Source organism: Providencia heimbachae ATCC 35613 (assembly GCF_001655055.1).
GTDB lineage: Bacteria > Pseudomonadota > Gammaproteobacteria > Enterobacterales > Enterobacteriaceae > Providencia > Providencia heimbachae.
The window spans coordinates 83,270-109,758 of record NZ_LXEW01000032.1; the positions used below are offsets into that span (position 1 = coordinate 83,270).

Below are 26,489 nucleotides of genomic sequence, written 5' to 3' on the forward strand. Positions count from 1 at the left end.
CAATTTCTAACGCCAGTCATCATTCTATACCTTAATACGAGTTGACAAATATTCGTCATATTAACAATACATCAAATGAGTCAACTAAAATGATTTGAGAGGTTTAGAATGCAAGCGAATGATCCGTTATCAAATAATATTGGCAAAATGTTAAAGTCATATCGTAGACGAACTGGATTAACAGGTAGTGAGCTCGCTAAGAGAATAAATGTTAGTCAGCAGCAAATATCTCGTTATGAAAATGGAGTCAATCATATAACATTTGATAAGCTACTGTTACTACTCAATGCACTTGAGATGGATAGGTATGATATCGTGAGTTTTCTTGAGAAAATAATTAACCTTATTAAGTTTGACGAATATAAAAATATTAATGGAGAATATTAAGGCTTTAATTTAATTAAATTTAAGCCTGCCTAGTTTAATTAAATTTGAAATTTGCAAGATTAGTCTTATTAAATCTTTATTTAACCTCCCCATATTATTAATGTTTTTGCAATAAATAAACATAAGGAAATTTTATGAAAGTTAAATCACTAGCACTTGTTGTTGTTTCAGCTCTGTCTTTAAGTTCAGTTGCTGCTTTTGCCGCAACCACGACAGTTAATGGCGGTACTGTACATTTTAAAGGTGAGTTAGTAAACGCAGCATGTGCTGTTGATGCTGACTCTGTAGAGCAAACAGTACGTCTTGGTCAGTTCCGTACCGCTAAGCTAGCACAAGCGGGAGATACCAGTGGTTCTGTTGGTTTTAATATCCAGCTGAATGACTGTGACTCGACTGTTGCAACATCAGCAAAAATTGCTTTTACCGGCGTATCTGCTAATGCGGCTAACCCGACTGTTTTATCTGTCGCTTCTTCGGCTTCGGGTGCAGCGACTAATGTTGGTATCCAAATTTTGGATTCTAAGAGTACACCACTGGGTCTTGATGGCGCTACTTTTAGTAGTGCAATCACGCTGAAAGATGGCACTAATATTCTACCATTCCAAGCTCGTTACTATGCACTTGGTGCAACTACTGCTGGTGTTGCTAATGCTGATGCAACGTTCGCAGTGCAATACGAATAAGCATTAAAGCGTATGTAAGGATATAAAAATTGATAAGCCAGGGAAGGCTTTCTATCAACAAAAAACTAAAAAAGGTGAAGGCTCATGAGAGGGCTGATGCTTAGTCTACTGCTTCTGTTTTCTTCGTTACTTGAGGCCGGTAATCAGTGGAAGGTTCAACTTCCCGGTGGTGGGATGCGCTTTCAGGGTGAGTTGATTGCGGAAGCATGTAGTGTTGATACTTCAGACCGAATGTTGACCGTTAATATGGGGCAGTTACGAACGAATATGCTCCATGCGCCAGGCCAAGATACCGCCCCCGTTATCTTTGATATTCATCTGCGTGAGTGCAGTAATGCGGTTAGCGAATCGGTTTCGATCACATTCTCTGGTGTCGCTAATGATAAAAATCCAGATATTTTTTCTATCGGCGAGGGACCAGATACTGCAACTGGTATGGGGCTGGCTATTTTTGATTCCAAAAATACGTTGATCCCGATAAATAGCTCACCACGAAAAATATCTCAACTGAGTAATGGTGATATGACCTTGCATTTTATAGCGAAATATCGTGCTACCAGCTATCAAATTACAGGCGGAAAGGCCAATGCCGAAGCGTTGTTTTCGCTAACTTATGAATAAAGCATCGCGAAAATGATAACGCATGTTTTTAATGTTTTTAGTAAAAGAAGGACAGATGTAAAAATGAAAACAGGAACAACTCGCCAGCTTATTGCTGCCTTATTAATATTACTCTGTTCAAGCATTTCAACTCAGGTATATGCTGGTGTTGCACTGGGTGCGACTCGAGTCATTTATCCTGCTGGACAAAAACAAGTTCAACTTGCAGTCACAAATAATGATGAAAAAGGTGTTTTTCTCATCCAATCATGGGTGGAAAATGCTAACGGCCAAAAAGATAACCAGTTTGCGATTACGCCACCATTATTTTCTATGCAAGGTAAAAAAGAAAATACCTTGCGTATTATTGATGCGACTAATAACCAACTTCCTCAGGATAAGGAAAGCCTTTTTTGGTTAAATGTTAAAGCGATTCCGGCAATGGATAAATCAAAACTCAATGAAAATACGCTGCAATTAGCGATTATCAGCCGCATCAAATTATATTATCGTCCAGACGGACTCTCTATTGCACCTGATAAGGTCGCTGATGAATTACGTTTCAAACGCCAAGTTGGTTCCCTCATCGTTGTAAACCCAACACCCTATTACGCCACGGTGGCAGATCTAAGAGCGGGCTCCGCTAAATTGAATAATGTGCTTGTGCCACCATTTGGTGAGGCGTCTGTCAGCATTCCAGCAAATGCAAATGGTGAGATTACTTTCCAAACCATCAATGATTACGGTGCATTAACCCCAAAAATGACAGGGCGTATTCAGTAATCGTCTGCTAAAGCATAGCTAAATATCATTTTGTAATAGATAACGGACTGAGCGACGTCGTTGATCGGGTCGGAGGGAATATGTCATATTTGACATCTGAGAAAGGGCAATTCATTTCAGGGAAAAAGGCATTGTTTAGATATATGTCTAACCGTCGTTTTCTTTTAGTTCCATTGACACTTTTTATTGGTGTATGCCTATATCCTGCTTGGGCTCAGGCAGAATTATATTTTAATCCGCGTTTTCTTGCTGATGACCCTTCTGCGGTTGCGGATTTATCCGCTTTTGAGAAAGGGCAGGAAGTGCCTGAAGGCACTTATCGAGTCGATGTTTATCTCAATGATGGGTATCTCTTTACGCGAGATGTACGGTTTACGGCTGATGGCGATAAAATGGCGCTATCACCCTGTTTGACGCCGAATGAATTAGTGAAAATGGGGGTTAATATTTATGCTGTTGAGGGGAGTGACAAACTGCCCGCCGATACTTGCCAGTCTTTAGGTAGCTTAATTGAAGATTCAACTGCGAGATTTGATGTTGGATTACAAAGATTATTTATTACTGTACCCCAAGTATTCATGAAAGATAGGGCGCGAGATTTTATTCCACCTGAATTTTGGGATTCAGGCATTACCGCTGGGATTTTGAACTATAGCCTGACAGGAAGTAATGCGCGTAATCAAAATGGTAAAAATAGCAGTTACACCTATTTGAACCTACAAAGTGGAATAAATTTGGGACCATGGCGCTTACGGGATACGTCTACATGGAGTCACAGTACAGGTAGTGTTAATAATGATACCCGTTGGGAGCATATTAATACTTATTTGGAACGTGGGATCAATGAATTCCGTGCACGTTTAATTATCGGTGATAGTTATACGCCGAGCGATATATTCGATAGCTTTAATTTCCGTGGTATCCAATGGGCATCCGACGATAACATGCTACCTGAAAGTCAGAAGGGGTTTGCACCGGTTATTCGCGGAATTGCACGTGGTACAGCGGATGTTTCCATTAAACAAAATGGTTATGAAATTTACCGTAATACCTTTCCACCTGGGCCTTTCGTCATTAATGATTTATATGCAGCGGGTAATAGTGGTGATCTAAAAGTCACTATTACGGAAGCGGATGGCTCAATACAAAGTTTCACTGTTCCTTATTCTTCCGTGCCTTTATTACAACGAGAAGGCCAGACGCAATATGCGGTTACTGTCGGTGATTATCGCTCAGGTAATGGCCAACAGGAAAAGCCTCGTTTTATTCAAGGCTCGATAATGCATGGTTTATCATCAGGCTGGACGCTGTATGGTGGGTCACAATTTGCGGATCGTTACCAGTCATTTAATGCTGGATTGGGTAAGAATATCGGCATCTTTGGTGCGCTATCGATTGATATTACACATGCGAATGCCAAGCTGCCCGACGATAGCAATCATCAAGGGCAATCTATACGTTTTCTTTATAATAAATCGATGAATGAAACGGGAACTATTATCCAGTTAGCAGGCTACCGTTATTCCACCAAAGGCTATTATTCTTTTGCTGATACGACGTATAAGCGAATGAATGGCTATAACATTGCTACCCAAGATGGCCTTATCGAGGTCACACCAAAATTTACCGATTATTATAATTTAGCTTACAACAAACGTGAAAAAATTCAGCTAAGCCTAAGCCAGCAACTCGGTGAACAATCAACATTATATATCACGGGAAGTCATGAAACTTATTGGAATACCAGTAAATCTGATAAGCAATTACAGGTTGGTATGAATACGCTGATTGACGGAATTAGTTGGGGTTTGAGTTACAGCTTATCTAAAAATTCCTGGCAAGAGTCTAATGACCAAATGTTAGCGCTGAATATGAATATTCCATTTAGTTATTGGATGCGTTCAGATAGCCAATCTATATGGCGTAATGCAAGTGCGAGCTATAACGTATCCCATGACCTTAAAGGGCGAATAAATAATACAGCGGGTTTATATGGGACATTGCTTGAAGATAATAATTTAAGCTATAGCGTTCAAACTGGCTATGCGGGTGGTGGGCAAGGAAAATCGTCTGCAACGGGATATACCGCGCTCAATTATCGCGGTGCTTATGGTAATTCGAACGTAGGTTATAGCTATACCGATAGCGTTCGCCAAATTTATTATGGTCTAAGTGGTGGTGTTTTAGCGCACGCTGACGGTGTGACCCTCAGTCAACCGATGAATGATACGGTTGTTTTAGTTAAAGCACCGGGGGCTGGACATGTCAAAGTTGAAAATCAAACGGGTGTTGAAACTGATTGGCGTGGCTATGCCATTTTACCTTATGCCACTGATTATCGCGAAAACCGAATTGCTCTAAACACAAATACATTGGCAAATAATGTTGACCTTGAGGATCCCGTCGTGAGCGTGGTTCCAACTCGAGGTGCGGTTGTACGTGCAAACTTCAATCCGAAAGTGGGTATAAAAGTACTGATGACTCTTACTCGAAATGGAAAACCAATCCCCTTTGGCACTATCGTTTCGTTAAAAGAAAATAGTAGTGGCAGTATTGTTGCTGATGAAGGACAAGTTTATTTAACAGGATTACCGCTTACTGGACAGTTAATTGCTCGCTGGGGGGATGGTCCTGATGCACAGTGCTATATCAATTACACACTACCTGAGCAAAGTCAGCAGGAAATACTCAGTAAGTACAGCGCAGAATGCCTCTAAGGAGTAAATAGTGTTCGATAAATTGAAAATTTTCTCTGCTTCGATGCTGATGATGCTGCTATCGCAAGGTGCGTATGCAGCAGATAGCACAATTAATATTAAAGGTAATGTTAAAGATAATACTTGTGCAGTAGCACCAGGTTCTCAAAACCAAGTGGTTGATTTGTTAACAAATGCCGTTAAACAATTGTATACCGTCGGCGAGGTAACTCCGATTGTTCCTTTTAATATCGAGCTAACACCCTGTGGTAGCTCGGTGATTGCGGTCAAGGTTGGTTTTGTTGGTATTGCAGATGCTAATAATAATTCTTTGTTGGCATTGGAACCGGGTAATGCCAACGCTTCTGGCGTAGGCATACAAATCCTAGATAGTACTCGAACGCCTATGATACTTAATACCAGCAGCAATAATATCGCTTGGACACCCTTAATTGCGAGTCGGGGTAATACATTGAATTTTTATGCGCGATTAATGGCTTCTAGGCTTCCGGTTACCGCCGGGCATATTCGTGCAACAGCAACTTTTACGCTTGAATTCCAGTAAGCGGAGGATGTCATGATCAATAATAAATGGAAGGTGACGACGCTAATATTGGGATTATTGTCCATACAGATAACGCCAACACAGGCTGCAGATGTCACCGTGACCGTTAATGGAAGTGTTGTTGCAAAGCCTTGTACTGTATCGACAAAAACAGCAAATGTGGATTTAGGGGATCTCTATACCTTTAATTTAATAACGCCAGGCTCTTCTTCAGATTGGCACTCGGTTTCATTGGACTTAGTCAGTTGCCCTATTGGGACATCCATGGTGACGGCGACCTTTAAAGGTACCGCAGATACGACAGGTTATTACAAAAACCAAGGAACCGCTGGAAATATTCAGCTGCAATTACAAGATATTGCGGGTAATAACTTAAACAATGGTGCACAGAAAAAATTACAGGTCAGCGATTCAACATTATCAACTAGTTTTCCCTTACAGGTAAGGGCGCTGTCAGTTAAAGGCGGCGCGACACAGGGAACCATACAGGCTGTTATTGATGTCACCTATACTTATCAGTGAGTTAAATTATGAATGTAAAAAAAATGGTTAGATTACTTTCAATTAATCTGTTTATTTATTTCGCAGGGATTTCTTCGGCGTATGCATTTACTTGCTATGATTCAACGGGAAATGTTTTAAACAGTGCTTCAGGCACAGCAACGGCCAACGTCTACGTTAACTTGCAGCCGAGTGTACAGGCAGGGCAAAACCTTGTGGTGGATCTGTCACAATCTATTTATTGTAAAAATGATAGCCCTGCAATCCGAAAAGACCTCGTTAGTATGATTAGAGGGTCTGCTTATGGGGGGGTTCTTTCCAAATTTACTGGTTCGTTAAGGTACTATGGATCAAGTTATTCATTTCCTTTAACCTCACCAACTCACCAGCAAAATTTTTCTTCTGGATCTTATGTCCCGTGGAATACTCAGCTTTATCTTACACCTATCTCTGCTGCTGGCGGTGTTGTAATAAATAGAGGGACTCTTTTTGCATCACTAGTTATGTACCAAATCGGATCGGACATACCGGGTGGTGGTAACATACATACAGCGACATTTACATGGAATCTATATGCGAATAATAACGTTATTGTTCCTATTGGCGGATGTGATGTATCCTCGCGTAATGTGGTAGTGACATTGCCTGAATATCCGGGCACAGCACAAGTTCCGCTCTCTATTTATTGTGCATCTAGTCAAAATATTTCTTATTACCTTTCAGGTACAACAGATACCAGTACTTCAATATTTGCCAATACACTTTCGGGCACCAATACAGCAAAAGGTGTGGGAATTCAGTTAGTACGTAATGGTAATGCCATTTCAGCAAACCAAGATGTTTCACTGGGCCGAGTGGGAACATCCACAGTCAACCTTGGCTTGAGTGCGCGATATGCTCGAACGACAGGGCAAGTAACTGCAGGAAAAGTGCAGTCAGTGATTGGCGTGACGTTTATTTATGATTGATAAAAGATTGTCCACCACAAAATGGATAATTTGAAGTTCCTTGCCATCATGTTATTTGTTATTCGGGGATTAGTCGCAACTGCAATGCCTACTGCCTGTTTTAATTCGATAGGGGAAAAATCGACATAAAAGCATCACCTAACGTATAATGAAGATATTGGAAGTTTATCGTCATTCCATACAATTTAAATTGGCCATGGTTTGAAGCCCTGTATTTAGATGGGATTTTATACTGAATTCATTAGGTGAGATATGCTGGATTTTTTAAAAAATTACGATAACTTAACAATCAGTGAAAAGAAAGTATTGAAATACCTCACTGATAATATTGCGGATATACCTTACTTAAATATTAATGAATTAGTTGCTAAGACATTTGTATCAAAAACAGTAATTATTAATTTATCTCAAAAATTAGGCTTTAGTGGGTTTAAAGAGCTGAAGTTTCAAATTAATAATTATATTTTAACCAAAAATAAAACTGAAAAAACAAGTTTAGTATCTTATAAAACACAGTTAGAAAAAAATATTAATAAAAGTTTTACATTGATTAATGAAGAACAAATTCACGATTGTGCTAAAATTTTGCGTCATTCCAGAAATATTTTTATTGTGACAAGAGGAACGAGCAAAGCCGTTGGATACTACCTTGAGCACCTATTATTTGCATTAGGTCTACATTGCTTTTTTATTAATGATTACAACTTATCTGATTCCTTTACTCGATTAGTCAGTAGTGAAGATACTGTTATTTTTATCTCCCTTTCGGGGGGAACCAAAAAAATTATTGAAACAGCAAAAATTGTTCAATTGAAGGAGGCCAATATTATCAGTATGACGGCTTTCCATACCAACGAGTTAACAACCTATACGAACAATAACCTTTTCTGTTTTGCAGATAATCATGATACAAAAAAAGATGACACAAAATCTAGGATAGGTTTTTTTATTCTAGTTGATTTACTGATAAATGAATTAGAAACGTTAATATAAAATATATATTGGGTGAGATTATATATATTAACAAATATTTTAACCTATAATTAAAATGATCAAAATGAACGCCAGTATTTAATTTAAATCCTATCAAAATGACTTAGGTCATAATTAATGACCTGAGTTAACATTTAAAACCGCAACATCATTTCTTTTAAAAATCCCAGTGCTAGTATTCCTGTAATTTCAATCTTCTTTGTCATCAGGAAATAATATGGCTAAAAGAAAGTTTAGCGAGTCAATTCAACGCTTTGGGAGAACGTTACTTCTTCCTATCGGCGTTTTGGCTCCAATCGGTATGATACTGGGTATCAGTGGGGCTTTAGTCCAAACCTATATGATTGCTCGATTTCCCTTCCTTGGAAATGAAACGGTCAATGCGTTATTAGTCAGCATCCGCTCTATTGCTGGAGTTATTTTTGACAATATTCCACTCCTGTTTGCGATGGGGGTTGCTTATGGAATGAGCCAACGAGATAAAGGGATCGCGGTTTTTGCTTCCGTTGTCGGGTACTTGACCTTGATAATCACCATCAATGTTTGGCTGATACTTAATGGTAAATTAGCTGATGCGGCGATTATGACCCAAGTTGGGCAGATCAAGGTGTTAGGCATACAAACCATGAATATAAGTGCAGCTGGGGGGATTATCACTGGGTTAATTGCCGCTTGGGCTACTGATAAATTTTATAACCTTGAGCTACCAACCGCATTTGCTTTCTTCTCAGGGAAAAAATCTGTTTCTATTATCATGATTGGCTTAATGATGGTGGTTGGGGCATTTTTACCGTTTATCTGGGAAGTTTTAGTTCTTGGTTTAATGAAATTATCGGCAGTGATCTTAAGCCCTGTTGGTCCATTCTTTACCGCCGCAGGTGAGCGATTATTTATTCCTTTCGGGTTACACCACGTTTGGAACGTACTGTTTAGATTTACCGAAGCGGGTGGCTCTTATGTTATTGATGGGGAAACCTTTGTTGGTGTCGTCCCTGCAATGACCGAAGTGTTATTTAATCAAGGGCCAAATAGCGAATATTGGTCCATGATGCCGAGCTTGACGCGTTTTATGGCTCAGCAACAAATGTTGGTCACGCTATTTTTATTCCCTGCGATTGCCTTGGCTATTTATAAGACCTCAAGAAAAGAAAATCGCGCTGAAGTTAAATCGATGCTGGTGACCATGGTATTAACGGCGATGCTGGGTAACGTGACCGAACCACTAGAGTTTACCTTTGTCTTTATTGCACCACTCTTATATTTAATTTACGCCATCATCGTTGGTATTGGTGCTGTTTTACTCTCTCTCGCGGGAGTTGCCATTGGTTATATTCGAGGTACTGTTTTTGATTTCACCATTTTTGGCTTGTTATATGAGCATACCAATTGGATTTTCTTAGTCATTATTGGCAGTAGTTTAGCCGTTCTCACGTACTTTATTTTCTACTGGGCTATCGTTAAATTTGATATTAAAACACCGGGAAGAGAAGAATCTGCCAATCTTAAAAATACCTTAATCAAAGAAAAGCGTTACGGGGAAATTGCAGAAATTCTTATTGAAGCTTTAGGTGGTAAACAAAATATTCGTAATGTGGATAACTGTATTACAAGGCTTCGTATTGATATCTCAGAGATCAATAAAATAGATAAAGAATTAATGTTGGAATCAGGATGTACAGCATTTTTCTTTCCTGCGGCAAACCATGTTCATGTTGTTTATGGGCCGAAAGTTGAATTTGTCCGCAATGCTGTTGATGACGCAATGAAGAAATAAAAAGGATATATGATGAGAGCCTTATATGATTCTAAGAGTAAAACAATCGATGACCGTGGTATAAAAGCGCTACTATCTAATGAAGCGAAATATTCAACGTGGCTAATGTTTGAATCAATGTTAGCGCAAGCGCAAGCTGAACTCGGTTTTATTCCTCAATCAGCTGCTGATGAAATAAAAGAAAAGGCAGTAATAGAGAATATTGATTTTGAAGAAATGAACCGTATTTATCAAAAAATTGGCCATGGCTTCGTTCCTTTTCTAAAAGTATTAGTGAATGCATGTTCGGAAGAGAGTGGTAAATACATCCATTACGGTATTACCACGCAGAATATCCAACAAAGTTCACAGCTGTATATGATGAAAACGGTACATCATAAATTTATGTTATTACTCAGTGAGATTATTGAAAATTTATCAAACTTAGCTGAGAAAACAAAAAAAATGGTGATGCCAGGAAGAACTCATGGACGCCATGCGATCCCTATCACTTATGGATACAAAGTTTCGGTATGGATAAGCGATTTTATCGATTGCTACCAGAGAATGAAAGAGTGCGAAAAGCGTGTGTTCACCATTATGATGGGAGGCGCGGTCGGCGCATTTAACTCAATGCCTGAGGTCGGGATTGCCGTTCAAAAAAGAGTTGCTGAATTAACGAGCATGGAAGCGATGGAAGTTCCATCAAGAAATCTCAGTACGCATAAATTAGAGTACATCGCTAATTTAGCCTTGATGGCGAATATTTGTCATAAAATTGGTGAAGAGGTTTACAGTACAACATTAGAAGAAATTGCCGAGGTTTCTGAAGGGTTTACTAAGGGGACGGTGGGGAGTAGCACGATGCCACATAAAATTAACCCTAAATTAGCCAAAGGAATTATCGCTAATTCACAGAAACTATATTCCTTACCAAGTGTTGGTATGTACTCTGCCGTTAGGCCTTATGAAGGTGATAGTAGTTCATATATGTTATTTGATGGATTACTTGAAGAGGCATTAGAGCTAACCACTGAAATTCTATTGAGAACGGAAGAACTTTCTAGAACGATAGTGCCACATGAGGAAAGAATGCTACATAACGTACTAAGAAATAAAGGGTTAGATAATACCGAATACGTTATGATGAAAATGGCCGAAAAACTCGGTAAAGATAAAGCGCACGCTTTATTGTATGAGGAAGCGATTAAAACTGCCGCAGATGGTGAGGATTTTTATACCAATCTAACCAAAAATGCAGTTATTTCGGCAGCATTTAGTCGTGATGAAATTAAAGAAATGCTCGATCCTAGAGCCTATATTGGGCTATCTGTTGAAATTGCAGAAAAAGAATCAAAACGTGGTTTTGTTATCTCGCAAGAGATTAAGCAGAATTACAAGTAAGCTGTAATTACAGAGAATTATCTTTTTAATGTAAAAGATAATTCTCTAGTTTTTATGAAGAGAAATAAAATACTCAATAGCGATAAGCTTATTAATCATATTTACCGGGGTACTCTTAACCCGCCGTCATGACCCTGTGGGCTCCACAATATTTGCCATAATTGAATATCTCGAGCGCGAAAAGCACCAGCACAGGCATTAAGATAATAAGCAAACATTCTTTTAAAACGAGGGGTATAGTTTTTTTCAAGCTCAGGCCACGCGGCTTGGAAACGGGCGTACCATGCTAATAACGTGCGATCATAATCCGCACCAAAATTATGCCAGTCTTCCATCACTAATTTATTTTCGCTACTATCGCCAATATTTTGTATTGAAGGTAGGCAACCATTAGGGAAAATGTATTTATCTATCCATGCATCGACACTAACCTTATTTTGATTAGAGCCAATGGTGTGTAATAAAAAAAGCCCATCTGGTTTTAAGTTTCGGGTGATGACGTCAAAGTAGGTGGCATAATTTTTGGGACCCACATGCTCAAACATACCGACAGACACAATTCGATCAAATTGGTCATTTAAGTCACGGTAATCTTCCAAAATGATATTAACATTAAGGTCAGTACAGCGTATTTGGGCATATTTTTGTTGTTCGGCTGAAATGGTAACGCCTGTCACCGATACGCCGTAGTTTTTGGCCGCGTAGGCCGCGAGTCCACCCCATCCACAACCAATATCTAACAGGCGCATACCCGGCTTTAATTGGAGTTTTTCACAAATAAGTTTTAGCTTTTGTTCTTGAGCTTGCGCTAAATTTGCAGGGTCATCGCTTAAACCTTTCCAATAACCACAAGAATATTGCATATACGGGTCTAGCATATGTTCAAATAAATCATTACCCAAATCATAATGTTCCTCACCGACAATACGCGCCCGTTTGCGGGTTTGTAGATTACGAAGACGAGCCGTCGCAATTTTGATGATGTCATTGATACGCTGAGGTAGCTGATTTTCTAACTTTGCGCGCAAGATGCGTTGGAAAAAAATATCCAGACGTTCACAGTCCCACCAACCATCCATATAACTTTCACCTAGCCCCATCGATCCTTGCTGTAATACCCGTTTGAAAAATTGGTTATTATGAACTTGAATATCAAACTCTCGGCAACCATTGATCTCGATATCGGCTTTGTCTAAAAGGTCGGAAACGATGCGCCGCCAAGAACTGGTTTGCGATTTTTGATTTACTGCGTGCACAGAACTCATTTTATCTCCAATTTTTATCAAAGTGGGATTCAGAGAACTTTATTTATGACATATTTACTGGAATAGCAGAACAGGATCCGTTGTTCATCATCAGAAGACAGTCAATTAGCGTTATCGTTAATAAAGAAATAAAGCTCAAATCCGGTTTTCAGACCAACCCTTTAAAAAGTATAAAAACCTAGAATTGAATTTCAATAAAAACAAGTCTAGTACTATTAAAAATAGCACTTAGACCTAAAAACTGGAAATAAGTATGGTAAGCGCCTTAAGTTGGAGTTTTTATCCAACTTATACAATAATTTCGATATACAGTCATATTGTGACGAGTAGCCACCTCGAGGTGAGATGGCTGGGGGAAAATTATGAGTTGCCAGATAAAGCTCTAGGAAATAATAAATTATTTTCTAAATTAATATGATTCATCAGGTCGTCAATTAATTCATTAATTCCGTTGTATAAAACACGCCAAGTTGTACAGGCTTCAGGTGGTGGGGTGACGTTATCTGTAATTCTTTTAATGGCTTCTAAAATATCACCCGCATCATCGTGCTCTTGTTCCATAACACTAATCGGTGCAGCTGCATTTTGACCTAAGCCATTTTTTATCATCGGGAATAAAATACGTTCCTCTTTCATCATATGACTGCTGAGTTCTTCGTGTAGTGCCTCTAAATATTTTGTTAGCCCTTTAGGGACAGTTGGTTTATTGGCATGAACACGTTCCACTTTTTCTGCTTGTAATATAAGTTCAGGTAATTGCGCTCTGTGTCTGTCATGATAACGGACAATAATAAAATCAATAATTTCAGCAAGGGGGGCTTCGCGCCAATCTTTTTCTAATGTTTCTTGAGAGAGCTCAGATAATTGCGCTTCTAACATATCGATATCGAGACCTTTTTTCTCTGCAGATCGGCTTAGGGTTTGTTTTCCACCACAGCAAAAATCAATATCGTACTGACGAAATACGGATGAAGCTCTGGGTATTGAAAGTGCTAATTGCCCTAATGTTTTATCTCTTAATTGCATGATTGTTATTCCTTAATATGATCTATTTTTATATAAAATTTTAGCACGCAGCAGATAAAGGTAATGGGGTTAGCGCCCACTGTCGCGCTATCTCACGTCCATATTCGCGACATTGGTCTAAAGTATGACTATCTGGTCGCCATTTTGCTTTGAGTGATAATGTGGTTTCAAATCCGGCATCCATTAAGCGCGTTTGTATTCTATCTACCGCGCCACAATTCCAACCATAGCTACCAAATGCAGCGGCTTTTTTATTACGAAAACGCAGTCCGGTGAGTTCTTCCAACATGCCGGCAATTTTAGGCATCATGACATTATTCATTGTGGATGAGCCCACGAGCGTTCCTTTCGAACGAAAAACGTTGGTCAGAATGTCGTTTTTATCACTTCGAGCCACATTAAAAATTTTCACAAATACGTTTGGATCAACTTCATTAATACCTTGTGCAATAGCATCTGCCATCATGCGGGTATTATTCGACATGGTGTCATAAAAAATAGTAATACGGTCTTCTTGGTAGTCATTGGCCCATTTTAAATACAGTTCAACAATTTGGGTTGGATTATCACGCCAGACCACACCGTGGGAAGTCGCAATCATATCAACAGGTAAATTAAAGCCTAAAATTTCATTGATTTTGGGGGTGACTAAGCGGCTGAATGGGGTGAGAATGTTGGCGTAATAACGTTGGCATTGCTCAAATAGTTCATTTTGGTCGACTTCATCATTGAACAATCGTTCATCGCAATAGTGTTGACCAAAGGCATCATTACTGAATAAAACCGCATCTTCAGTGAGATAGGTCATCATACTGTCAGGCCAATGAAGCATCGGTGTTTCGACAAAAATGAGCTGTTTATTATTACCAATATCAAGCGTGTCCCCTGTTTTGACAATATTAAAATTCCATTCAGGATGATGGTGATGGCCATTAATCGAATCAATCGCATTGGCGGTACAATAAATTGGCGTGTCGGGAATACAGCTCATTAATTCGGTTAAAGCACCCGCGTGATCTTCTTCTGCATGGTTGATAATAATGTAATCAATATCGTTTAAATCAATTTGAGCACGAAGATTTTGTACAAACTCACGGCTAAATTTGTGATCAACAGTATCAATAAGCACATTTTTTTCTTCACAAATCAGATAGCTATTATAGCTACTTCCTTTGAGTGTCTTATATTCAGTGCCATGAAAATCACGCACTTCCCAATCCCGCTGCCCAACCCATTGAATGTTATTTTTTACCTGAATTGCCATCTTTATTGGTCCTATCATTTTCTAGAATATACAGAGGTATTATCAAGATACGTGCCAAGTTTTATCTTTTTGATTTGTCTAATTATTTTGTTTTTTATCATGAAATGTTAGTCATAATGACACTATCAATGATTGTCATTATGACTATAATAATAGTCAAATTGACAAAGGGGGGTATATGGGGTTTTCTGTGGATATTTTGGCGGGTATTGCGATAGAGCTACAAAGTGGTATTGAACACCAAGACCGTTTTCAACGATTGATCACCACATTACGCCAAACATTAAAATGCGATGCTTGCGCTTTATTACGTTATGAATCGGGTCAATTTATCCCGCTAGCAATTGATGGCTTAGTACCTGACGTGTTGGGGCGACGCTTTCTATTGGAAGGGCATCCACGCTTAGAGGCGATTGCACGAGCTGGTGATGTGGTGCGTTTTCCCGCAGATAGCCAATTACCTGATCCTTATGACGGCTTAATTCCAAACCATCAACATTTAAAAGTGCATGCATGTGTTGGGCTACCATTATATGCAGGACAAAATCTTATTGGCGCATTAACACTAGATGGAATGGAACCAGACCAATTCGATTTCTTTAGTAATGAAGAATTACGGCTTATTTCTGCATTGGCAGCGGGGGCACTCAATAATGCATTGTTGATTGAGCAACTTGAGAGTCAGAATATCTTACCGAATAAGCCTATTTTATTTAAGCCCGCGGTAAATACCGAAATTATCGGTTTATCACCTCAGATGATGCAGCTTAAAAAAGAAATTGAAATCGTAGCGGCATCTGAGCTAAATGTATTGGTTGGGGGGGAAACGGGAACCGGTAAAGAATTGGTCGTTAAATCGATTCATGAGAAATCACCTCGAGCAGACCAGCCTCTTATTTATTTAAATTGCGCAGCATTACCCGAAAGTGTTGCGGAAAGTGAGTTATTTGGGCATGTAAAAGGGGCATTTACAGGGGCAATAAGTCACCGCAGCGGTAAATTTGAAATGGCAGATAATGGCACATTATTTTTAGATGAAATCGGTGAACTTTCATTGTCATTACAAGCTAAATTATTACGTGTCTTACAGTATGGGGACATTCAACGAGTCGGTGATGACAGTAATTTACGAGTTAATGTCCGGGTATTAGCCGCAACGAATCGTGATTTGCGTGAAGAGGTACTAAAAGGGCAGTTTCGTGCAGACCTTTTTCATCGCTTGAGTGTATTCCCATTATTGGTTCCACCACTGAAAGAGCGTGGTGAAGATATTATTCTCTTAGCAGGTTATTTTTGTGAACAATACCGTCTACGATTTGGCTTATCGAGAGTGATATTAAGCCCACCATTACGGACGTATCTACTTAATTATCCATGGCCTGGGAATGTGCGTGAGCTTGAACATGCGATCCACCGAGCTATTGTATTAGCACGTGCATCAAGTAATAAAGATGAGATTATTTTACAGCCACAACATTTTATATTTGAAAATAGTCACGATACAAATACAGGAATACCTGAAAATACATTAATCGTGCCAGCAAAAAATTTGCGTGATGCAACGGAAGATTTTCAACGAAAAATGATTACTCAAATATTAGAGAAAAATCACCATAATTGGTCAGCTAGCGCAAGAGACCTAGAGATGAATATTGCAAACTTACACCGACTCGCGAAAAGATTGGGATTAAAGTAAGTTGCTGATGGTCTCAAAGGTATGATTATTTAGTACCCTTAAAAAAGATTAATTTTTTATCAGTTTTCCGTTAATGTTTGGGGAAAAGATGGCGTGAATTTAATAAAAAGCCAACTGTGTTGAACAGTTGGCTTGGTAAAGTATTTAGTTAAATACTGGGTTTATGTGGATGACGATTTAACCCTTCCCAGTAGAATTTCATTTCATAATTTTCTGATTTATCACCAAATTCTAAATGGGTTTTTAATATGCCATTACCGTAGTAGTCGCTTAGGCAGGCACTCTTTACGGAATATTTTCGACTGACGCTATCAAATTTATAACGATCCGTATTTTTGACCTCATAGTGATTTTTAAAATCAAAAGTATCAACGTCACCGTTGACTTTTTGAACACTATGGCTAATACGCAATGGAACTAATAAACTTTTAGTACCAATATCCAGTTTAGTGATTGGCTGAATAAGAAAATGTCGATGTGATGAATAGAGCCAAGCTGAAGCTGCATCTAGACACTTATTATCAGCATCGTCTTTATCATCATCCGTGACGATATAACGTGGCTGATAATCGGTTTGTAGTTTGCCTATTCGCAGTGGGTCAATATAATCAACTAATACATTATGTTGTTTGCTTGCCACGATACCTAGGTTGGTTTTTCCTGGTGCATTAACTTCAATAACAAGATCTTTTTTATAGTAATCTTTATCGGGCTGGAAAGTCACACTATTATGCTTACCTATATTTTGCAGTTTTTCCGTTTTAAGTATTCGGTTACCTGATTTTAATAAAACTTCAACACTCAAAGGTTTATCGTATTCCGTATATTGAATAGGGGGAATATTAACGGTTAGTGTATCGTCCGTATAAACGGGCAACCACTCAGTTCCGCTACGTTTTTCTTGCCCATTATTGCGATAAACGATATTGGTTGATGACAGGTTAGGTTTGGCATAGACCTTGGTGGTATATGAAGCTTGTGTATCTTCATAGTAATCATTATTTTTAATGGCTAATGTTAGTTTAGTTTTCCCTTTGCTTAAGCGATTGATGGAGCCATTTGAGCTAATATCAACGATAGCTTTTGAGTCTGAAACCCATACTGCACCTGCTTTTTGTGGTACAGCAGGGCTCGCTTGTTGCAAGTTAAATTGGTTTTTTTGATCGGTCGTCTCTTGTTCCGAATGTGTAAATTTAATGTTGAAGTGAGCTTTGGCTAAGTCATAGGTAATTTCTTGGCTATCCGCTAAGAATTGCTCAGTTTCTTTTGTATTGATGGTTAATTTAGCAACACCGGGTTTTATTTGGGCGATTACCCCTGTTTGGAAGTCAATCTGGGCAATATTCGAGTGTTTGCTGATGTATTCCACAGGAAGCGTCGCCGCATCTGTATTGTCGAAAGCGGCTTCAATTTTTGGCTTAGCGCCATCATCCCAAGTTGCTTTAATTGTTTTACTGCTGGTTAACTTAAGCTTTGGTTTCGCTTTTTCCACATCGAGATCATAGCTAACCGCCGCTGATTTATAGACCCCATCACCATCAATGCGTGCCCAAATCTTTGTTCTCCCCGCTTTTTTGAGTTTGACTTTTCCTTGGTCATCAACCGTAGCAATACTTGTATTATCACTAGACCATCTTGGCATAAACCCGTTAGGAAGCCCTTTAATCGTTTGTCCGTTATCAATGGCTGATGAATAAGTCGTACTCTTTACACTTTTATCAAAGCTTAATATCGGTGTGATCGCATCAATTTTAATATCAATCGATTTAGCGATAGTTTTGTTATTTACCTTAGCTGTTAATTTAACCGACCCTTTTTTGGCCGCCGTTGTAGCGGCTGTAGCTTTTGCACTATATCGACCATCTTGGTGATCGACCACTGATTGAATAATGAAATCGCTCTTAGGAAGATTACTTTCAATCATCACTTTTTGGTTGGAAATCGCGTTACCAAAGTCATCTTGTAGTTTTACGGTGAAGAAGATTTCTTCCTTGTTATCTGGCCCAATTTCGGTTTTATTCGCCGTAAAGGTTGATAATTGTGTATTGATATCACCTGCGATGACTTGGACTACACTGGCTTTCTTCTCAACTTTATCCGATAACACCGCCGTCATAACTAGCTCCCCAGCTTTAAGGCTGGTTAGCTTTATTTCTGCAACACCTTGGAGATTGGTCGTCGATGAATAAGGGAACGGTTCTGCTTTACCCTGTAAGTGCCATGAGACGTTTACCGCAGGGAGCGGATTACCATATTTATCAACGACAGTCACTTGATAGATAACACCCGTTGAAGAACCCACTTTTACGGTTTTGGTACTTGCAACTAAATCCTTAATATTTAAATCTGCTTTATCACCAATGATATTCAGGTTTTTGGGTTGTGTTAAAGCAACACCATCGACCTCAACATTTAATATACCGGTGACAGCCTGATTACTGGTGACTACCGCTTGATAATGGCCCAATGCGACTTCGGTGACGGGCTTGATTGAAATGTGAGAAGTTGAACTTTTCACTTTTATTGATGCTATTGGACGGGTGAGTAAATTACCAAACTGGTCTTTTAGCACAATATTTAAGTGTGTTTGTTTTCCTGCCACAATAGTGTCAGTGACTAAGCCGAATGTAGTTTTACTGATATCAAGCGTAGCTTGCGTAAAGTGGACGACACGCGCGGCTTTGCTATTTTGTGAGGTTAGATTTACAGTTACCTCAGCGCTACCAACAAGATTACGTTTTACCGTAATACGGCTTTGCCCATTAGCATCAGTTATTGTTTGGCTAGCAGATAACAAAGTGCCGTCATTAGCGATCCAAAATACCGGAACGCCAGCACCGAGTAAATTACCGTTAGCGTCTTCAAAGGTCGCATTGTAGGTTACCTCATTACCAACGACTTCCGTTGTTTTTACCGATGTAATATCCCCGCGCACTTTTGCTGTTCTGCTATTTGCGGTTACCGTGAGGGCAACATCATTGTCTAGTTTTACGCCATCAACATAGACGCTAACATTAGTTTTTCCTGCTTTAATACCACTAAGCTCTGCATGATATGTGCCGACCCTCGTTTTGTTTTCTGTGAATACAGGTGTTTTTTCTAAACCTAAGTCTGTTGAATAACCTAAGCTAATTTTCTTGTGAAGACCCCAGAGTCGATTTCCGGTGTTATCTTTAATCGTGACAATCACTTCCGTCTTTCCTGTTGCCGCGCTGATAGATGGCACGGTGAGTACGACAGTTGATGCACTTTTAGAAGGGCTGTCGGGTAAAAATGTAATTTCATTTGCAATTTTTTTAGTTGATTGACCTAAAATTGCACTAACCTTACCTTTTCCAGCAATAGAGCTTGTTAGCGTTACTTGTGCAATACCTCGATAGTCAGTATTGCTAATAACTTGATTTAATTCGCCTATTTCTGTTTTCCAACCAACCGGGATACCGGAAGCAGGATTACCAGCAGCATCTTTAATGATGGCTTGTACCGTAATATGGCTGACGCCATCCGCTTTGACGGAAGATAGGCCGGTGATGTTAATATCGGTCAGTGTTGAAGTGCTCTGGTCTGCAACAAAGCCAATCATTTTTTGCTTAATGATTGTTCCTGAAATTGCTTTAATTGTGTAACTACCGGCTTGAGTTCCACTAATTTTGGCTTGATAAACACCTTTGTTCGTTGCTAATTCTTGCTTATCAGAAATAGTAATGGCTTTATTATCGCTTTCCCATTGAACTGATTTCCCTGTAATTGGATTGTCCCATTGATCTTTCAACGTAAAGATAGCAGTTGCCTGCATTTGACCATTTGCCGTAATAGTTTGTGGTTTTATTTCGAAAGAACTGTATTGAGCTTTTGCTTCGCTAGCAAGAAATTGGATAACTTTTTGTTCTTCATTGCTGTTGAGTAATTGAGCTGTCACCGTGGTTTTACCTGCCGTATAGCCAGAGAGTTCGACCTGAGCTTGCCCTTGGCTATCAGTTAGCGTGGTATTGGTGTTGAGCTGGTTATTATCGCTTAACCATGTAATCGGTGTGTTTACTAGTGGGTTTTGTTCGGCATCTTTGACGACTGCTTTCAATGTTACCTTTTGCGTTCGTTGACTAATTTGAACACTATCTTTTGAGGCGGTAATAGTGGCTGTGGCAGTACTATTATCTGCAATAGATCGAATCGTGGTCGATTTAGCTGATGAGTTACTCGCAATTTGTGCAGACAGAATAATTTCCATCGCCTTTCGGGTGCTGACTTCAACTTTTACGTAACCATTTTTATTGGTTTTAAACAGGGGAGATAGTGTTGCAATATTAACATCTTTCCCTCTGTTATTCGTAAATTTAACCTCAACTCCTTCTAATGGATTTCCATAATTATCAGTAATATATGTGTCAATTAGCGTCGTGTCAGTGCCATTAGCAATAATCGTTTGCTTACTGATATTAAATGCTGAAATTTGTGCTTTGGTGTTATCCGCAGTGAACGAAATTGAAGAAGCCGACTTACTGTTATTATTGACCGATGCAGTTACGATAACGGGAGCTGCTTTGGTGCTAGTGACTGCAATCGTTGTGACGCCTTGCGCATCGGTTTTACTGATTTTTGGCGTAATTTCCAGCTCTGAAGTCGGTAAGTTAGATGACCAATTAACATCCATATTGGCAATAGGATTATTATTGGCGTCAATAACTTTAGCCGTATAGATAACACGTGTTTTACCATCCGCTAGATAGAGTTTCTTGGGTTCAGGTATAACGGAATTAACTTTGGCTGTTTGGTGATTAGCAATAAAGCTAATTGTTTTATCGAAGCTATTCCCACCCACGGAAATAGTCACCAAGGCATTACCTATTTCAGTACTTTTTAGCTCTGTCTTTGCAATACCATTGGCATCGGTCATGACTTTGGTATTTGTTAGATTGCCTTTATCTGTTTTAAACCCAACCTCGATATTAGGGATTTTATTACCTTTAGCATCGGTAACGGTAACTGAAACGGTATTCGGTGTTGAACCATCCGCGACCGATGAAGTATGACTGATAACAAGATCAGAAGGTTTAATGGTTGCAGTACTGTTATCTGGCAAAAATTCGACGCTGATTTTTTGTGGACTTGTATTGTTTGCCGTTGCAGTGATAACAACATTTCCAGCGGTAGTACTGGTGACTTGAGTTGTTGCATAACCATCTTTATCTGTCATTGTTGTCGTATTTGAGAACGTGACTTCACTTGAGCTTTTATCTGATAGCCATTTGACTACGGTATTGGCGAGTGGATTGCCATTAGCGTCGGTAAGTTGTGTTTTGATTTCAAAAGGCGCGGCTCCATTAGCCACTTGTGGTGGATTACTTGTATTTGGCTTAACTAATTGCGGCGTGGTTTTGTCACTTTCAAACTGAAGTGTTTGCTGAGTCTCTTTGCCATCAACGGTAATGGTGATGATAGCATCACCGGCAACGGTACTGGTGATCTCCGTTTTGGCAACACCATGGCGGTCTGTTTTAACGGTTGTTTCCGTTAACTGGCCTTTGTCGGTTGCAAATTTCACTTCTGTGTTAGGAACGGGATTGCCATGAGCATCGGTGACTTTAATTTCAACCACATTCGGCGTTTTACCATTTGCCACCGTTTCTTTTTGGGCGATGTGGATATTGTTAGTCGCGATAGTACTGGTGGTTTTATCCGGTACAAAGGTGACTTGAATATCTTGTGGTGTGGCACCACTCGCGGTTGCGGTAATTTGAACCTCGCCGGATACGGTACTGTTGATGATCGCAGTAGCAAAGCCATCTTTATCGGTAGTGGTCACGGTATCTTTAAAGACCACCTCTTTAGGGGCTTTGTTTGAATCCCATGTAATGTCGGTATTGGCGAGTGGGTTGCCGTGGGTATCGGTTAATTGGATTTTGATTTCAACCGGGTTTTTACCATTGGCGACTTGGGGTTGAGTGGTGTTTACCGTGGGTGATGAAATTTGCGGCGTGGTTTTGTCACTTTCAAACTGAAGTGTTTGCTGAGTCTCTTTGCCATCAACGGTAATGGTGATGATGGCATCACCGGCGACGGTACTGGTGATCTCCGTTTTGGCAACACCATGGCTGTCTGTTTTAACGACTGTTTCCGTTAACTGACCTTTGTCGGTTGCAAATTTCACTTCTGTGTTGGGAACGGGGTTGCCATGGGCATCGGTGACTTTAATTTCAACCACATTCGGCGTTTTACCATTTGCCACCGTCTCTTTTTGGGCGATGTGAATATTGTTAGTTGCGATGGTGCTAGTAGTTTTATCGGGTACAAAGGTGACTTGAATATCTTGTGGTGTGGCGCTATCAGCAGTTGCGGTAATTTGAACCTCACCGGATACGGTACTGTTGATGATAGCGGTAGCAAAGCCATCTTTATCGGTGGTGGTCACGGTATCTTTAAAGATCACCTCTTTAGAGTCTTTGTTCGAGCCCCACGTTACCTCGGTATTAGCAAGTGGGTTACCGTGGGTATCGGTTAATTGGATTTTGATTTCAACCGGATTTTTGCCATTGGCGACTTGAGGTTGAGTAGTGTTCACGATTGGTGATGAAATTTGCGGCGTGGTCTTGTCACTTTCAAACTGAAGCGTTTGCTGAGTCTCTTTGCCATCAACGGTAATGGTGATGATAGCATCACCGGCAACGGTACTGGTGATCTCCGTTTTGGCAACACCATGGCTGTCTGTTTTAACGGTTGTTTCCGTTAACTGACCTTTGTCGGTTGCAAATTTCACTTCTGTGTTGGGAACGGGGTTGCCATGGGCATCGGTGACTTTAATTTCAACCACATTCGGCGTTTTACCATTTGCCACCGTCTCTTTTTGGGCGATGTGAATATTGTTAGTTGCGATGGTGCTAGTGGTTTTATCGGGTACAAAGGTGACTTGAATATCTTGTGGTGTGGCGCTATCAGCAGTTGCGGTAATTTGAACCTCGCCGGATACGGTACTGTTGATGGTCGCGGTAGCAAAGCCGTCATTATCGGTAGTGGTTACGGAATCTTTAAAGACCACCTCTTTAGAGTCTTTGTTCGAGCCCCACGTTACCTCGGTATTAGCAAGTGGGTTACCGTGGGTATCGGTTAATTGGATTTTAATTTCAACCGGGTTTTTACCATTGGCAACTTGGGGTTGAGTGGTGTTCACCGTGGGCGATGAAATTTGTGGCGTGGTTTTGTCACTTTCAAACAGAAGCGTTTGCTGAGTCTCTTTGCCATCAACGGTAATGGTGATGATAGCATCACCGGCGACGGCACTGGTGATCTCCGTTTTGGCAACACCATGGCTGTCTGTTTTAACGGTTGTTTCCGTTAACTGGCCTTTGTCGGTTGCAAATTTCACTTCTGTGTTGGGAACGGGGTTGCCATGGGCATCGGTGACTTTAATTTCAACCACATTCGGCGTTTTACCATTTGCCACCGTCTCTTTTTGGGCGATGTGAATATTGTTAGTTGCGATGGTGCTAGTGGTTTTATCCGGCACAAAGGTGACTTGAATATCTTGTGGTGTGGCGCTATCAGCAGTTGCGGTAATTTGAACCTCACCGGATACGGTACTGTTGATGGTCGCGGTAGCAAAGCCATCTTTATCGGTGGTGGTCACGGTATCTTTAAAGATCACCTCTTTAGAGTCTTTGTTCGAGCCCCACGTTACCTCGGTATTAGCAAGTGGGTTACCGTGGGTATCGGTTAATTGGATTTTGATTTCAACCGGGTTTTTGCCATTGGCGACTTGGGGTTGAGTAGTGTTCACGATTGGTGATGAAATTTGCGGTGTGGTCTTGTCTGCCACTATCGTCACTTGTATTGGTGAGAATAATGTTTCGCGTACGACAGGGGTTAAACTAAATATTTCTGGCGTTATACCTGCAGTTAGTGTTGCCTGATACTGGCCAGCGGCTAGGCGTGAAAATGGGCTGATTTTTACGGTTTTCTTACGTGATGCTTTTAAGCCACGGGCTTCTCCATGAGGCGCTGAACGTTTAGCACGTTTCATCATAGATGTTTTTTCTAAACGAATTTCATCTGCGGCAATATCAATCGGATGACCATTTTTATCCTTCACTAATAACGTTAAGGTTTGCTCCGTTTTTCCATTTGCGGTCAATGAGACTTTTTGTGGCGTAATCCCACTTTTTGTCGAATAAATAGCAGGTTGTGTGACAATAACTTGTAACGTGACATTCGGGGATGAATTATTTTTTTTATCAATAGCGGTGGCGTTGACGGTATATAGATTAACCGCTTTAGTGTCAGATTTATATTCAGGCAAAATAACACTGTAGCGGCCATTTTTTTCATCAATAAATTGACCGCCTGCAGCGATCATTACTGGCGCAGACCAATTGATATGATCAAAACCATATTGACTATTGACGGTGTACTCTAATGGCTTTTTCTCGCCAGCGTAACCGGTAATGACGCTACTGAATAAGAGATGAATAACTTCCTTTTTAAGGTATTGGAGGATGATGTTGTTATTTCTATCAACAAAATCGTAGCGACCACCCACGAGTGAGCGTAGTTTACTGACTGCCTCAGGATTGATATGTTCCTTCCATGTCTTTCCTAAATGATAAGTGATATTCATGCCTAAGCGAGTATCTTGTTGACTGGATTTACCTTGACGTTGCTCTGCCGTAAAGGTCAATAATGGGAATGGGGTATAATTAACACTCGCAGTAATAGCATGGGGATTGCGTTGTAAATTTTTGGCTCCAAAAAGCGCAACGCGATCGCCATAATATTGTTCATAGGTGAGCTTGCCGCCTAAATGTGGATAGTTGGGTAACCAGCCTTCGGCGCGAATATCCCAACCATGACTCGGGCGTTCAGCATGATCGTCTAAATCCTTAGATGCTTTCCATTGACTGATAGGGTGGTAGCTATTGGCGGCAAGCTTTAGGAAATCACGGTGATATTCGGCTCCTAAGCCGAAACGAGAGTGTCCCCGAGAAATGTCATGGTCGAAAAATGTGTTAGCTCCGAACATTTGTTGGTCGCCAAACCAACGAATACCAAATCCAAGGTTAGTTTGTAATCGATCATCGGTGCGATGAAGGCTTCCTTGGGTAAATAGGAGTTTTTGTTCAGTTTCATACAGAGGAAGTAATATATCGAACTGAGAATTTTTAAATGATAATTGTTTATCAGCCTCTAAGCGAATTTGGGCATTACCACGTTGATTCATCCAATTCTGTATAGAAGTACTGACCGTTGAGGTGACCATGTTACGAACTAACGTTTCAGTATTTTCCTGGCTAGGTTTATTGGTTAAAAATTTACCCGTCTGAGACGCTAATTGTGCAAGTTTAATCTCATCATTTGTTGGTATTATCTCTTTTGGCTTTGTACTATCCCATATTATGGTTGGTAATGGCGCCATAGGGATATCTAATTCCGCACCAGATTGCAATTGTTCAAATGGTTGAGAGAAAGTACGAAACTGATTTAATTTACGTAAAGAATCAATAGTAATATTATATTTTTTAGTAATAGAGAGAATGGTTTCCCCCTCTTGTAATCTATAAGCTTGCGTTTGATGGAAGTCTAATTGATTCTCAGATAATAATTTTTGATTAAAAATGGTGGTACTATTTGCGATAGTTGGGGTAAAAACACAAGATAGCGGGAAGCTAACTTGTGTAATAATATTTAGCCAAGCAATAAGCTTAAAGCGTTTAGGAATATTATTCCTAAATTCTGTGTTCATTAATAGCTCCAGAAAGGGTGGTTTAAATATAATAAATTCATTTTCTAATAAACATTTCTCATCGGACTTGGTTGTCAGTGTCTAATTTGAAATTTATTTCAAGATTTATAGGCATACAGGTATGAAAATTAAATTTTAATAAATTTAATTTTATGAGTTTATAATTGTTTTTTAT

15 protein-coding genes and 1 pseudogene are annotated in these 26,489 nt (G+C 39.8%); 12 read left to right on the plus strand and 4 right to left on the minus strand.

What is annotated here, in order from left to right:
• Positions 1 to 108 precede the first annotated feature (108 nt).
• The 11 genes from M998_RS11360 (at position 109) to M998_RS11410 (ending at position 11,333) form a co-directional block, all read left to right on the plus strand.
• Positions 109 to 387, plus strand: coding sequence for a helix-turn-helix domain-containing protein (locus tag M998_RS11360; protein WP_068438888.1), 279 nt, complete (start codon positions 109 to 111; stop codon positions 385 to 387).
• 134 nt (positions 388 to 521) lie between these two features.
• Complete coding sequence (fimA, locus tag M998_RS11365; RefSeq protein WP_068438886.1) at positions 522 to 1,070, plus strand: type 1 fimbrial major subunit FimA; 549 nt, start codon at positions 522 to 524, stop codon at positions 1,068 to 1,070.
• Positions 1,071 to 1,154: 84 nt separating this feature from the next.
• Positions 1,155 to 1,691, plus strand: a complete 537-nt coding sequence (locus M998_RS11370) for a fimbrial protein (protein ID WP_068438884.1) — start codon at positions 1,155 to 1,157, stop codon at positions 1,689 to 1,691.
• Between the two features lie 63 nt (positions 1,692 to 1,754).
• On the plus strand, positions 1,755 to 2,453 hold the full coding sequence (locus tag M998_RS11375) for a fimbria/pilus periplasmic chaperone (protein WP_068438882.1): 699 nt from the start codon (positions 1,755 to 1,757) through the stop codon (positions 2,451 to 2,453).
• A gap of 143 nt (positions 2,454 to 2,596) precedes the next feature.
• A complete protein-coding gene (locus M998_RS11380) occupies positions 2,597 to 5,170 on the plus strand; it encodes a fimbrial biogenesis usher protein (RefSeq protein ID WP_232007553.1) in 2,574 nt (857 codons plus the stop codon).
• Between the two features lie 43 nt (positions 5,171 to 5,213).
• Positions 5,214 to 5,714 (plus strand): type 1 fimbrial adaptor subunit FimF, encoded by a 501-nt coding sequence (fimF, locus tag M998_RS11385; protein WP_068439040.1) that lies wholly within the window; start codon positions 5,214 to 5,216, stop codon positions 5,712 to 5,714.
• A gap of 12 nt (positions 5,715 to 5,726) precedes the next feature.
• Positions 5,727 to 6,236 carry a type 1 fimbrial minor subunit FimG gene (gene fimG / locus M998_RS11390; RefSeq protein WP_068438878.1) on the plus strand — a complete coding sequence of 170 codons (510 nt, stop codon included), beginning with the start codon at positions 5,727 to 5,729 and terminating at the stop codon, positions 6,234 to 6,236.
• 23 nt (positions 6,237 to 6,259) lie between these two features.
• Positions 6,260 to 7,183 carry a fimbrial protein gene (locus tag M998_RS11395; protein WP_231906690.1) on the plus strand — a complete coding sequence of 308 codons (924 nt, stop codon included), beginning with the start codon at positions 6,260 to 6,262 and terminating at the stop codon, positions 7,181 to 7,183.
• A 252-nt stretch (positions 7,184 to 7,435) separates the two neighbouring features.
• A complete protein-coding gene (locus M998_RS11400) occupies positions 7,436 to 8,176 on the plus strand; it encodes a MurR/RpiR family transcriptional regulator (RefSeq protein ID WP_068908921.1) in 741 nt (246 codons plus the stop codon).
• Positions 8,177 to 8,393: 217 nt separating this feature from the next.
• Entirely contained in the window at positions 8,394 to 9,950 is a 1,557-nt protein-coding gene (locus tag M998_RS11405; protein ID WP_068438872.1) for a PTS transporter subunit EIIC, read from the plus strand.
• Between the two features lie 12 nt (positions 9,951 to 9,962).
• Positions 9,963 to 11,333, plus strand: a complete 1,371-nt coding sequence (locus tag M998_RS11410) for a class-II fumarase/aspartase family protein (RefSeq protein ID WP_068438870.1) — start codon at positions 9,963 to 9,965, stop codon at positions 11,331 to 11,333.
• Between the two features lie 101 nt (positions 11,334 to 11,434).
• Here the strand turns inward: M998_RS11410 and cfa are convergent, their stop codons facing one another.
• The 3 genes and pseudogenes from cfa to norV all read right to left on the minus strand — a co-directional run.
• Positions 11,435 to 12,598 carry a cyclopropane fatty acyl phospholipid synthase gene (gene cfa, locus M998_RS11415; protein ID WP_068438867.1) on the minus strand — a complete coding sequence of 388 codons (1,164 nt, stop codon included), beginning with the start codon at positions 12,596 to 12,598 and terminating at the stop codon, positions 11,435 to 11,437.
• Positions 12,599 to 12,958: 360 nt separating this feature from the next.
• The gene (ytfE, locus tag M998_RS11420; RefSeq protein WP_068438865.1) at positions 12,959 to 13,624 is read right to left on the minus strand and encodes an iron-sulfur cluster repair protein YtfE; all 666 of its coding nucleotides are present in this window, start codon (positions 13,622 to 13,624) and stop codon (positions 12,959 to 12,961) included.
• A gap of 58 nt (positions 13,625 to 13,682) precedes the next feature.
• Positions 13,683 to 14,888, minus strand: a pseudogene (gene norV, locus M998_RS11425) (anaerobic nitric oxide reductase flavorubredoxin); the annotation flags it as partial.
• 178 nt (positions 14,889 to 15,066) lie between these two features.
• On the opposite strand from norV, the gene norR reads away from it, so the two are divergent.
• Entirely contained in the window at positions 15,067 to 16,584 is a 1,518-nt protein-coding gene (gene norR, locus M998_RS11430; protein WP_068908925.1) for a nitric oxide reductase transcriptional regulator NorR, read from the plus strand.
• A gap of 148 nt (positions 16,585 to 16,732) precedes the next feature.
• On the opposite strand, the gene M998_RS11435 is transcribed toward norR, so the two are convergent.
• The gene (locus tag M998_RS11435; protein WP_068908927.1) at positions 16,733 to 26,314 is read right to left on the minus strand and encodes an Ig-like domain-containing protein; all 9,582 of its coding nucleotides are present in this window, start codon (positions 26,312 to 26,314) and stop codon (positions 16,733 to 16,735) included.
• Positions 26,315 to 26,489: the final 175 nt, after the last annotated feature.